General features: G+C 32.5%; 10 protein-coding genes and 1 other RNA gene. 10 read left to right on the top strand and 1 reads right to left on the bottom strand.

From position 1 onward, the window contains the following. Positions 1–117 precede the first annotated feature (117 nt). The 9 genes from recJ to ACZ267_RS09270 all read left to right on the top strand — a co-directional run bounded on the left by recJ (position 118) and on the right by ACZ267_RS09270 (position 11,510). Positions 118–2,400 (top strand): single-stranded-DNA-specific exonuclease RecJ, encoded by a 2,283-nt coding sequence (recJ, locus tag ACZ267_RS09310; RefSeq protein ID WP_015364936.1) that lies wholly within the window; start codon positions 118–120, stop codon positions 2,398–2,400. Between the two features lie 14 nt (positions 2,401–2,414). Continuing rightward, complete coding sequence (locus ACZ267_RS09305) at positions 2,415–2,933, top strand: adenine phosphoribosyltransferase (protein ID WP_047210855.1); 519 nt, start codon at positions 2,415–2,417, stop codon at positions 2,931–2,933. 427 nt (positions 2,934–3,360) lie between these two features. After that, on the top strand, positions 3,361–5,550 hold the full coding sequence (locus ACZ267_RS09300) for a RelA/SpoT family protein (protein ID WP_002467515.1): 2,190 nt from the start codon (positions 3,361–3,363) through the stop codon (positions 5,548–5,550). Positions 5,551–5,572: 22 nt separating this feature from the next. Then, the gene (dtd, locus tag ACZ267_RS09295) at positions 5,573–6,025 is read left to right on the top strand and encodes a D-aminoacyl-tRNA deacylase (protein WP_002467513.1); all 453 of its coding nucleotides are present in this window, start codon (positions 5,573–5,575) and stop codon (positions 6,023–6,025) included. Next, positions 6,022–6,897, top strand: a complete 876-nt coding sequence (locus ACZ267_RS09290; RefSeq protein ID WP_002467524.1) for an N-acetylmuramoyl-L-alanine amidase — start codon at positions 6,022–6,024, stop codon at positions 6,895–6,897. Before dtd ends, ACZ267_RS09290 begins: the two co-directional genes overlap by 4 nt. A gap of 381 nt (positions 6,898–7,278) precedes the next feature. Continuing rightward, positions 7,279–8,541 (top strand): histidine--tRNA ligase, encoded by a 1,263-nt coding sequence (gene hisS / locus ACZ267_RS09285; protein WP_002467521.1) that lies wholly within the window; start codon positions 7,279–7,281, stop codon positions 8,539–8,541. Positions 8,542–8,556: 15 nt separating this feature from the next. Then, on the top strand, positions 8,557–10,323 hold the full coding sequence (aspS, locus tag ACZ267_RS09280; RefSeq protein WP_002467516.1) for an aspartate--tRNA ligase: 1,767 nt from the start codon (positions 8,557–8,559) through the stop codon (positions 10,321–10,323). A gap of 124 nt (positions 10,324–10,447) precedes the next feature. Then, positions 10,448–10,638: non-coding RNA, 6S RNA (gene ssrS, locus ACZ267_RS09275), on the top strand. Positions 10,639–10,736: 98 nt separating this feature from the next. Further along, complete coding sequence (locus ACZ267_RS09270; RefSeq protein ID WP_079449028.1) at positions 10,737–11,510, top strand: tRNA threonylcarbamoyladenosine dehydratase; 774 nt, start codon at positions 10,737–10,739, stop codon at positions 11,508–11,510. 68 nt (positions 11,511–11,578) lie between these two features. Here the strand turns inward: ACZ267_RS09270 and ACZ267_RS09265 are convergent, their stop codons facing one another. Beyond that, positions 11,579–12,850 (bottom strand): replication-associated recombination protein A, encoded by a 1,272-nt coding sequence (locus tag ACZ267_RS09265; RefSeq protein WP_002467523.1) that lies wholly within the window; start codon positions 12,848–12,850, stop codon positions 11,579–11,581. 83 nt (positions 12,851–12,933) lie between these two features. Here ACZ267_RS09265 and cymR point away from each other — a divergent pair, with 83 nt between their 5' ends. After that, positions 12,934–13,356, top strand: coding sequence for a cysteine metabolism transcriptional regulator CymR (cymR, locus tag ACZ267_RS09260; RefSeq protein ID WP_002467514.1), 423 nt, complete (start codon positions 12,934–12,936; stop codon positions 13,354–13,356). The last annotated feature ends 11 nt before the right edge of the window (positions 13,357–13,367 follow it).

Here is a 13,367-nt window from a genome sequence, read left to right as displayed (position 1 = left end):
CTAAAGGTTGAGCATTGATGTTGTAATGTCTTTAAAAGATTTTGCAGCAAAGTGCTCAACCTTTTTATTTTTTTCGATTTTCGATATAATGGCATTTGGAAATGAGGAAGGTTACTTATGATTAAATCTAAATATAATTGGAATTTGAATAACCCAACTGAATATATATCTGATAGTATTGCACAACGTTTAAAATTATCTCCTATTATCAAAAAGATATTAGAAAGTAAAAATATTATTGAAGAAGAAGATATACAACGTACTTTAAATGGCGTAGATATTAATCATGATAGTTCTTTACTTAGCGACATTGATAAAGCAATAGAACGTATAAATCAGGCAATTGATAAAAACGAGCGTATATTAGTTTATGGCGATTATGATGCTGATGGTGTGACATCAACGACAATATTAGTACATACATTACAAAAATTAGGAGCCCAAGTTGGATGGTATATCCCGAACCGTTTTACAGAAGGTTATGGACCAAACGAATTGGCCTTTCAAAATGCATATGATGAAGGGGTTTCATTAATCATTACTGTGGATAATGGCATACAAGGGCATGCTGAAATTAAAATGGCTCAAGATTTAGGTGTAGATGTCATCGTCACTGATCACCACGAAATAGGCAGAACATTACCTGAAGCGTATGCAATCGTACACCCAATGCATCCAGAATTTGATTATCCTTTTAAATATTTGTGTGGTGCTGGTGTAGCCTATAAATTAGCACAAGCATTATTAGAAAATGTGCCTAATTATTTTAAAGCATATGCAGCTATAGGAACGATTGCAGATTTAGTATCTTTAACTGATGAAAATCGTTCGATTGTACAACATGGTTTAAAAGTTATGAATGATAGTTGTCCAGTACCCGTTAAAGCTTTACTAAATCAAGCTAGTTATAACGATGAAATTACCGAAGAAACAATAGGTTTTATTATAGGCCCTAGATTAAATGCAGTTGGACGCTTGGAAGATGCCTCTTTAGCTGCTGAATTATTAATGTCTGATAGCGAAGATGAAGCTGAATTTTTAGCAGAACAGGTTGAGCATTTCAACCAAGAGCGTAAAGATATCGTAGCTCAAATTACTGAAGAAGCATTGGCAATGGCTGAGAATTATGTTTCTCAAGGACATCAATTTCTACTATTAGCCAAAGAAGATTGGCATGAAGGCGTATTAGGGATTGTAGCTTCGAAAATAGTAGAGACATATAGTTTACCAACATTAATTTTAAATATTGATTATGAACAGAATCATGCCAAAGGTTCTGCTAGATCAATTGAACAAGTTTCTATGTTTGAAATTTTAAATGCACATCAAGATTTAATTAGTAAATTCGGTGGACACCATATGGCAGCTGGAATGACTATGGATATTGATAATGTAGAGGCATTACGAGATGGATTAAATGAATGGATGGCAAGACTAAGTGAAACGACCTCACTTGAACCTAGTAAAAAAATAGATGTGTTATTGGATGAATCCGATATTACGATCAAAAATATTAAAGACATTCAGAAATTAAGACCATTTGGCACAGATTTTAATTCACCATTATTTGAAATTCAAAATATGACTATTAATTCATTAAAGGCCATAGGTAAAGAACAAAATCATTTGAAGATGACGTTAGGTGATTCTACTTTACCAGCTTTATTTTGGCAAAATGGTGCATATGCAACACAATTAGATAACGGTCAAACGGTAAACTTAATAGGTAACTTGCAAATCAATGAATGGAATGGTAATCAAACGCCGCAGTTCATTGTTCAAGATATAGCTATGGATACAATGCAAATATTAGATTATCGAAGTAAAAGTAAGAACACAAATTTCTTAAATAATGATCAATCAACAGCTTTTGTCATTCATTCAAAAGTTCATAAATCAAATGACAATGAGTTCTACTATGGAGAAGTTATACCTGTTGAATATGATAAAATAGTATTTAGAGATTTACCGAATACACTTGATGAATTAAAAAGTACATTACAACAAACACAAATATCTCAAATTTATCTTGTATTTCAACATAAAATGTCTATTTATTTTGAAGGTATGCCAAGTATCAGTTTATTTAAACAATGTTATAAAGCATTAATTAATAAAAAGGAAACGAATTTAGCAACTGAAGGTATGATGTTGTGTGACTTTCTCAATATTAAAGCGAATTCATTAAAATTTATGCTAAAAGTATTTTTAGAATTAGGATTTATTAACGAAGATGATGGTATAATAACGATTGCGAGTCAACCAAGTAAACAAGATATTGAAACAAGTCAATTGTATCAGGCTAGATTGTCTAGAATAGAGGTCGAAAAGCTTTTATTATATGATGATTTCAATCATTTAAAATTATGGATTAAAACTCAATTGGGATATAGTAATTAGGAGGAAATAATAAGATGGATTTAAAACAATATGTTTCTGAGGTACAAGACTGGCCAAAACCAGGGGTTAGCTTTAAAGATATCACTACAATTATGGACAATGGTGAAGCATACGGCTATGCTACAGACCAAATTGTTGAATATGCAAGAGAAAAAGATGTTGACGTAGTTGTAGGACCAGAAGCACGAGGATTTATTATTGGTTGCCCAGTAGCTTATTCTATGGGCATAGGGTTCGCACCTGTACGTAAAGAAGGTAAATTACCTCGTGAAGTTATTAGATACGAATATAATTTAGAATATGGCACTAATGTTTTAACAATGCATAAAAATGCTATTAAACCTGGTCAACGTGTTTTAATTACGGACGATTTATTAGCGACAGGTGGGACAATTGAAGCGGCAATTAAACTCGTTGAAAAGTTAGGCGGTATCGTTGTAGGCATTGCTTTTATTATTGAATTGAAATATTTAAATGGAATTGAAAAGATAAAAGACTATGATGTGATGAGTTTAATTTCTTATGATGAATAATTTTCAAAACCAAATTAACTAATAAAAATAAGTCATGATGAGCTAGTTCTCAAAACTAATTAACAATAATGTTGTTAATACAGTTTAAATAGAGAACTAGTTTTTATTTACAAAAAAATAGTATTGATAGAGTTACAATCTAATTGTGATTCATTTATTTATTCCAAAAATTGTAGTATCATGTAACTAATATTTAATTTTAATTCATCAATGTTAGCTTATCAGAGACATTAAAATTTGATAAACTATATACAATTAAAATTGATTTCACATTGAAACATCTATCAATTTTGTAATAATACAGGGTGTATAAGCTAATAAAATGCTAATAAGTGTCTATAAACCTTCTAAAATAATGGGTGTAATACATAACGGAAGTAAATAAATTAAAACGTGTAATTATAATCAATGAGTGGGGTGTCATATATTGAACAACGAGTATCCTTATAGTGCTGACGAGGTACTTTACAAAGCAAAGTCCTATTTAAGTGAAAGTGAATATCAATATGTTTTAAAGAGTTATCATATTGCATATGAAGCTCACCAAGGACAATTTAGGAAGAATGGTTTGCCATATATCATGCATCCAATTCAAGTAGCTGGAATTCTAACTGAGATGCGTTTAGACGGACCCACAATCGTTGCAGGCTTTTTACATGATGTCATAGAAGATACAGCATATACATTTGATGATGTTAAAAATATGTTTAACGAGGAAGTAGCAAGAATCGTAGACGGTGTTACTAAACTTAAAAAAGTAAAATATCGTTCGAAAGAAGAACAACAAGCTGAAAATCATCGTAAATTATTTATAGCTATTGCTAAAGATGTCCGTGTTATTTTAGTTAAATTAGCTGACCGATTACATAATATGAGAACATTAAAAGCTATGCCAAGAGAGAAACAAATACGTATTTCTAAAGAAACGTTAGAAATATATGCACCTTTAGCACATAGACTTGGTATCAATACTATAAAATGGGAATTAGAAGACACGGCTTTAAGATATATTGATAGTGTGCAATATTTCCGTATTGTTAATTTGATGAAGAAAAAGAGAAGTGAACGTGAAGCTTATATTGACAATGCTATTGGCCAGATAGAAACTGAAATGGATAAAATGAATATTGTTGGCGAAATAAATGGTCGACCTAAACACATCTATAGTATTTATAGAAAAATGATGAAACAAAAAAAGCAGTTTGATCAAATATTTGATTTACTTGCTATCCGAATCATCGTTAATACAATCAATGATTGTTATGCGATATTAGGTTTGGTACATACATTATGGAAACCGATGCCAGGTCGTTTTAAAGACTATATTGCAATGCCGAAACAAAATATGTATCAATCTCTCCATACAACAGTTGTAGGTCCAAATGGGGATCCACTTGAAATTCAAATACGTACGTATGAAATGCATGAAATTGCAGAACATGGTGTAGCTGCGCACTGGGCTTATAAAGAAGGCAAAACTGTAAACGAAAAAACACAAGATTTCCAAAATAAATTAAATTGGTTAAAAGACTTAGCTGAAACAGATCATACGTCCTCAGATGCACAAGAATTTATGGAATCACTCAAATACGATTTACAAAGTGATAAAGTATATGCATTTACACCAGCGAGTGATGTCATAGAGTTACCGTATGGTGCTGTACCTATTGATTTTGCATATGCTATCCATAGTGAAGTAGGTAATAAAATGATAGGGGCTAAAGTCAACGGGAAAATAGTGCCTATTGACTATATATTACAAACCGGTGATATCATTGAAATAAGAACAAGTAAACATTCATACGGACCAAGTAGAGATTGGTTAAAAATCGTTAAATCATCTAGTGCGAAAAGTAAAATTAAAAGTTTCTTTAAAAAGCAAGATCGATCTTCAAATATTGAAAAAGGTAAATTTATGGTTGAAGCTGAAATTAAAGAGCAAGGTTTTAGAGTTGACGATATTCTTACCGAAAAAAATATCGATGTAGTGAATGAAAAATATCATTTTGCTAATGAAGATGATTTATATGCTGCTGTTGGTTTCGGTGGTGTTACGGCTATTCAAATCGTTAATAAGTTAACAGAGCGTCAAAGAATTTTGGATAAGCAAAAGGCTTTAAATGAAGCACAGGAAGTGACAAAATCAGTTCCAATCAAAGAAGATATTATTACTGATAGTGGTGTATACGTAGAAGGTTTAGAAAATGTACTGATTAAACTATCAAAATGTTGTAATCCTATACCTGGTGATGATATTGTAGGTTATATCACCAAAGGTCATGGTATAAAAGTACATAGAACCGATTGTCCTAATATAAAAAATGAGACAGAACGCTTAATATCGGTTGAATGGGTGAAATCTAAAGACTCAACACAACGTTATCAAGTCGATTTAGAAGTCACTGCATATGATCGTAATGGACTATTAAATGAAGTCCTACAAGCTGTAAATTCAACAGCAGGAAGTCTAATTAAAGTATCAGGTCGATCCGATATCGATAAAAATGCTGTCATTAATATTAGTGTCATGGTAAAAAATGTAAACGATGTATACCGTGTAGTTGAAAAAATCAAACAGTTAGGTGATGTATATACTGTTACAAGAGTTTGGAACTAGAACTTAAGAGGTGCAAAGAAAAATGAGAGTAGTTGTACAAAGAGTTTCAGAAGCTTCTGTTTCAAATAACAACATTCACAATGCTATTCAAAAAGGCTATTGTTTACTAGTAGGTGTCGGTAAAAATTCTACAGAAGCTGATGTACAAGCAGTAGCTAAAAAAATCGCGAATGCAAGATTATTTGAAGACGAAAATGACAAATTGAACTATAATATTCAACAAATTGAAGGAGAAATATTATCAATTTCTCAATTTACATTGTACGCCGATGTAAAAAAAGGTAATCGCCCTGGTTTTTCTGATTCAATGCCACCTGAGGCAGCAGATGAATTATATGAATCGTTTAACGAAGCACTTCGATCATATGGTTTGAATGTTAAAACAGGTGAATTTGGTACACATATGAATGTAGACATTCATAATGATGGTCCTGTAACAATCATTTATGAGAGTCAGGATGGCAAAATGATATGAATAAAGTAAATACATGGTTAACCAAACATGGTCTTATGAATCGACTTACATTGATCGTAGTTATTTGTTTCGTACTATTTCTCATATTATTATTTATGTTTTTAAATTATAATGATGAAGATAATGGTACAATCACGATAACAGAAAACGCAGAGTTGAGAACTGGACCTAATGCAGCTTATCCTGTTATTTATAAGATTGAAAAGGGAGATACTTTCGAGAAGATTGATAAATCTGGTAAGTGGATCGAAGTAAAGAATAAAGCTGGAGATGAAAAAGGTTGGGTTGCTGGTTGGCACACAAACTTAAATATCCATGCTGAGAATTCTAAGAAATCCGCTCCTTTAAAAGGTAAAACAATTGTACTTGATCCTGGTCACGGTGGACGTGATCAGGGTGCTTCAAGTAATACGTCCTCAAAGAGTTTAGAAAAAGTATATACATTAAAAACTGCTAAAGAGTTAAAGACTTTACTTGAAAAAGAAGGTGCTCATGTTAAAATGACGCGTTCTAATGATACATATGTGTCTTTGGATGATAGGAATATCAAAGGAGACGCTTTTATAAGCATACATAATGACTCACTAGATTCCCCAAATGCGAATGGTGTAACTGTGTATTGGTTACAAGATAATCAAGAAGCATTAGCACAAACGCTTAGCAGTAGCATCCAAAAGAAATCCCTCCTAACAAATAAAGAAGCCAGACAACAAAATTATCAAGTCTTGAGACAAACGAATATACCAGCAGTATTATTAGAACTTGGTTATATTAGTAATCCAACAGATGAAGGAATGGTACGAGACCAACTACATAGACAAGTTGTGGAGGAAGCTATCGTTGATGGCTTAAAACAATATTTCTCATCATAGAACTTGCAAATCAAATGAAAACTCGTTATCATTATAATTGAATTATAAATAGTAAACCGATTGTATTCTTGAAAGAATAAATGAAAGAGGTAGTATATTTTAATATACGTAGAAATGTAATCCATGAGGCTGAAAGATTACGCTGAGTAGTTTATTACTTTGAACACAAGAAGAGGTGCTTTATTCAAAAGTAAAGCCGGCTAACGTACGTTAAACGTTTTGAGTGGATTTGTGACGTTAATTATGTCCAAATCAATTAGGGTGGCAACACGGATTTTCGTCCCTTGTATAGTATTTAATGCTATGCAAGGGCTTTTTTATTCACATTTTTAAAATGAAAAAGAGATGAAAAGCCTTGAGTATTAGTAAAGGAGATAAAATATGATAAAAATTCCAAGAGGAACGCAAGATATATTACCAGAAGATTCAATCAAGTGGCGTTACATTGAAAATAAATTAGATCAATTAATGGAAATTTACAATTATCAAGAAATACGAACACCTATCTTTGAGAGTACTGAACTTTTTGCTAGAGGTGTTGGTGATTCTACAGATGTAGTTCAAAAGGAAATGTATACATTTAAGGATAAAGGCGATCGTAGTCTGACATTAAGACCAGAGGGTACTGCTAGTGTAGTTCGATCTTATATCGAACATAAAATGCAGGGAAATCCAAATCAACCAGTAAAGTTATATTATAATGGGCCAATGTTTAGATATGAACGTAAACAAAAAGGTAGATATCGTCAATTTAATCAATTTGGTGTTGAAGCTATTGGTTCTGAAAACCCAAGCATTGATGCTGAAATATTAGCGATGGTAATGCATATCTATCAATCATTTGGGCTAAAACACTTAAAATTAGTGATTAATAGTATTGGAGATAGTGATTCTCGTAAAGAATACAATAAAGCATTGGTTAAACACTTTGAACCAGTGATTGATAATTTCTGCCAAGATTGTCAGTCTAGACTACACACTAATCCGATGAGAATTTTAGATTGTAAAGTCGATAGAGACAAAGAAGCTGTCAAAAATGCACCACGTATTACGGACTTCTTAAACGAAGATTCTAAAGCATACTACGAACAAGTAAAACAACATTTAGATGATTTAGAAATTCCATATGTAGAAGATCCTAATCTTGTTCGTGGATTAGATTATTACACACATACTGCATTTGAATTAATGATGGATAATCCAAATTACGATGGTGCAATAACAACCTTGTGTGGTGGTGGTCGTTATAATGGTCTACTTGAACTGTTAGATGGACCTAGCCAAACAGGTATCGGTTTTGCATTAAGTATCGAAAGATTATTGTTAGCTTTAGAAGAAGAAGGTATTGAATTAGATATTAAAAATGACTTTGACCTATTTATCGTTACTATGGGAGAAAAAGCGGATCGTTATGCAGTTAAATTACTTAACGAATTACGTAAAAATGGCGTAAAAGCTGATAAAGATTATCTTAATAGAAAAATTAAAGGTCAAATGAAACAAGCAGATCGTCTAAATGCAAACTATACAATCGTAATTGGTGATCAAGAATTAGAAAACAATCAAATTGATATTAAAAATATGGAAACTGGTGAATCTGAATCAATTCAATTAGATCAAATAGTTGATTATTTTCACAAATAGAGAGGAAGTTTTGAAATGAGTAAAAGAACGACATACTGTGGTTTAGTCACAGAAGATTTATTAAATGAAAAAGTAACGTTAAAAGGTTGGGTACACAACAGACGTGACTTAGGCGGATTAATTTTCATCGATTTAAGAGATAGAGAAGGTATTGTACAAATTGTTTTTAATCCTGATTTTTCACAAGAAGCATTAAATATTGCTGAAACTGTAAGATCTGAATATATTGTTGAAGTTCAAGGTGTAGTAACTAAACGTGATGCTGAAACAGTTAATCCTAAAATTAAAACAGGGCAAGTAGAAGTGCAAGTTTCAAATATTGAAATTATCAATAAATCAGAAACACCACCATTTTCAATAAATGAAGAAAATACAAATGTAGATGAAAATATAAGATTAAAATATAGATATTTAGATTTACGTCGCCAAGAACTAGCACAAACATTCAAAATGAGACATCAAACAACACGTTCAATTCGACAATATTTAGATGACAATGGATTTTATGATATTGAAACGCCAGTATTAACTAAATCAACGCCAGAAGGTGCAAGAGACTATTTAGTACCTTCACGTGTTCATGATGGTGAATTTTATGCATTGCCACAATCACCACAATTATTTAAACAATTGCTAATGATTAGTGGATTTGATAAATACTATCAAATCGTTAAATGTTTCCGTGATGAAGACTTACGTGCTGATCGTCAACCAGAATTTACTCAAGTCGATATTGAAATGAGCTTTGTAGACCAAGAAGATGTTATGGCAATGGGTGAAGAAATGTTACGCAAAGTCGTTAAAGATGTAAAAGGTATCGATGTACCTGGTCCATTCCCACGAATGACTTATGCTGAAGCAATGAGTCGTTATGGTTCTGACAAACCTGATACACGTTTTGACATGGAATTGATTAACGTATCTCAATTAGGTCATGAAATGGACTTTAAAGTATTCAAAGATACAGTTGAAAATAATGGAGAAATTAAAGCAATCGTAGCTAAAGGTGCTGCAGATCAATATACACGTAAAGACATGGATGCGTTAACTGAATTTGTAAATATATATGGAGCTAAAGGTTTAGCATGGGTTAAGGTTACTGATGAAGGTTTAACTGGTCCAATTGCTCGCTTCTTTGAAGATAAAGATGCAGAACAATTAAAATCATTAACAGAGGCATCAGCTGGGGATTTAGTAATGTTTGTTGCTGATAAACCAGAAGTCGTAGCACAAAGTTTAGGCGCATTACGTATTAAACTAGCTAAAGAATTAGGCTTAATTGATGAATCTAAATTAAACTTCTTATGGGTAACAGATTGGCCATTATTAGAATATGATGATGAAAGTAAACGCTATGTAGCTGCACATCATCCATTCACATCACCTAAAAAAGAAGATATTGATAAATTAGATTCAGAGCCTGAAAATGCACAAGCGAATGCCTATGATATCGTATTAAATGGTTATGAATTAGGTGGGGGCTCAATCAGAATGCATAATGGTGAATTACAAGAAAAAATGTTTGAAGTACTAGGATTTACTAAAGAACAAGCACAAGAACAATTTGGTTTCTTATTAGATGCGTTCAAATATGGTGCACCACCACATGGCGGTATCGCATTAGGATTAGATAGATTAGTTATGTTATTAACTAATCGTACAAACTTAAGAGATACAATTGCATTCCCTAAAACTGCATCAGCTACTTGTTTGTTAACTGATGCGCCAGGTGAAGTTTCTGAAAAACAATTAGAAGAATTATCGTTAAGAATTAGACATTAATTAACTCGTAACTTTAATTTCTTGCGATTATGTCTAAATGTTGTCTGAATAAAAAGGAATTAAAATATACAAAGTTGTTTAATTCCTTTCTTTCGAAGTTTATGGTATTATAATGACATAAGATAGTCATCTGTGATGTTCGTATGTTTGCTTTTTATTTGGGCCTAACACTCTTTGATCAGGGAGCCCAATAGGTTTTCATGCAGCGCACACGCCTCAATAGGAGGACTTGCAAAACATGAAACAGGGCACCCACCTGTATATAGCAGGCCGAATGATCAAGCTATTTATAACTACGGCATCTACGGACTCTATCGGTACGCAAGACTTAGGTCTTGCGTATTTTTATTTTTAAATTAAAATAATACTTAAAATACATATTGATTTGGATTGTTTAGTTAAAGGAGATTAAAATGAAACATCAATTTTCTAGAAATGAGTTAGCAATCGGACAAGAGGGACTTGATTTATTAAAAAATAAAACTGTAGCTGTGTTAGGTGTCGGTGGCGTTGGATCTTTTGCTGCTGAAGCATTAGCTAGAACGAATATAGGTCATATCATTTTAATAGATAAAGACGATGTTGATATTACAAATGTTAACCGTCAAATCCATGCCTTAACTTCTACTATCGGACAAAGTAAAGTGACGTTAATGGAAGAAAGAATAAAACAAATTAATCCAGACTGTAAAGTAACGCCATTACATATGTTTTATACTGAAGAGACATACGAAGAGATATTTAATAACTATGATATTGATTATTTTATCGATGCGAGTGATACCATTATTTATAAAGTACATTTAATGAAAGAATGCTTAGAACGTGGTATCGATATGATTTCCAGTATGGGGGCAGCTAATAAAATAGATCCTACTCGATTCCAAATTGCTGATATCTCAAAAACGCATACTGATCCAATGACTAAGGTCATTCGTAATAGATTAAAACGTGTAGGTATTCGAAAAGGGGTTAAAGTTGTATTTTCAGATGAAAGTCCAATTGTAATTAGAGAAGATGTAAAAGAAACAGTAGGCGACAAAAATGCTATTAATAGAAAAGGACAAATGCCACCATCTTCCAATGCATATGTACCAAGTGTAGTTGGATTAATTTGTTCAAGTTATGTCATCAATGATATTCTAAAAGACATTCCGATTCGTCGTATTAAAGATAAAGGCCAATAATTAAGTTTTAAAAAAAAGATAGCTTGTCTATAATGTAATTGCTACATATAGGCAAGCTATCTTTTAATTTATTTAGACTTATTCAATAGATTCTCATAAATGGTTTTAAATTGTTGTTCACTTTTAGATGTCGTTTTAGGTTCATAATATATTCGATTTTTAAGTATATCAGGTAAATATTGTTGAACTACATGACCATTGTCATAATTGTGTGGATATTTATAACCAATAGCACGGCCTAATTCTTTAGCACCAGCATAGTGGCCATCTTTTAAATAGTCCGGTATTTGTCCTACTTTGCCTTGTCTTATGTCACTTAATGCTTTATCAATAGCTGAAATGCCTGAATTCGATTTAGGTGATAAGCATAATTCAATAACTGCTTGGCTTAATGGAATTCGTGCTTCAGGAAAACCTAATCTTTCAGCAGATTGAATTGCAGCTAAAGTACGTTGTCCTGCATTTGGTGAAGCTAAACCTACATCCTCATAACTAATTACGAGTAATCGTCTGACTATTGTTGGTAAATCACCAGCTTCTATCAATCTGGCTAGATAATGCAGTGCTGCATTGACATCACTGCCTCGAATAGACTTTTGAAAAGCACTCATGACATCATAATGCATATCTCCATCTTTATCACTAACGAATGCCCCTTTTTGCAAGCAATCTTTAGCATCTTGCAATGTAATGTGACGTTGCCCATCTTCTTCAGATGCACTTAAAACTGCAAGTTCTAAAGCATTTAAAGCACTTCTAACATCACCTTGACTCTGAGTTGAGAAATAAGTCATAGCATCATCATCAACTTTAGGTGAATATGCATTAAGACCTCGATCTTCGTCTTCTAAAGCACGATTAAGTGCTAATCTAATATCGTCATTATCCAAAGGAAACAATTCAAAAATTTGAGCTCTTGACCGAATAGCTGGGTTAATTGCATGATAAGGATTAGAAGTTGTTGCACCAATTAAGACAATTTTTCCATTTTCTAAATGGGGCAATAAAAAGTCTTGTTTCGCTTTATCTAATCGGTGAATTTCATCTAATAACAAAATCACTTGTCCAGACATTTTTGCTTCATCGACTACCATTTGCATATCTTTTTTTGTATTCGTTACAGCATTGAGTTGTCTAAATTTATATTGAGTACTACCTGCAATGGCTTTAGCAATACTTGTTTTACCTATACCAGGTGGCCCATAAAATATCATAGAAGAAAGTCTTTTAGTTTCTACCATTCTTCTAATAATACCTTTTGGACCAACCAAATGTTGTTGTGAAATGATTTCATCTATATTTATTGGTCTCATCCTAGACGCTAAAGGTTCAGTATTCACATTTGTCACACCTTTCTTATATTATCTTAACGTAAAAAATGATAGAATGGGAATATATAATTCGAATTAAGTGAGGTTATACAATGAAAATATCAACAAAAGGGAGATATGGCTTAACTTTAATGATTTCTCTTGCTAAAAGAGAAGGCCAGGGTTGCGTATCATTAAAAACAATAGCTGAAGAAAATAATTTAAGTGATTTATATTTAGAACAACTTGTTGGACCCTTAAGAAATGCTGGATTAATTCGAAGCGTTCGAGGCGCAAAAGGTGGGTACCAATTAAGATTACCTGCTGAAGAAATTACAGCTGGTGATATTATCAGATTATTAGAAGGACCCATTACCTTCGTAGAAAGTATCGAGTCAGAACCACCTGCTCAAAAACAATTATGGTTAAGAATGAGAGATGCAGTCAGAGACGTACTCGACAACACAACACTACAATACCTAGCAGAATACAAAGAAACAGACCAAAACCTAGACGGATACATGTTTTATATATAGGGACCCAGCAA

The organism is Staphylococcus sp. AC872 (genome assembly GCF_979255425.1).
The sequence above is the reverse complement of the archived record's forward strand: the minus strand, read 5'-3'. Positions and strand labels throughout refer to the sequence as shown.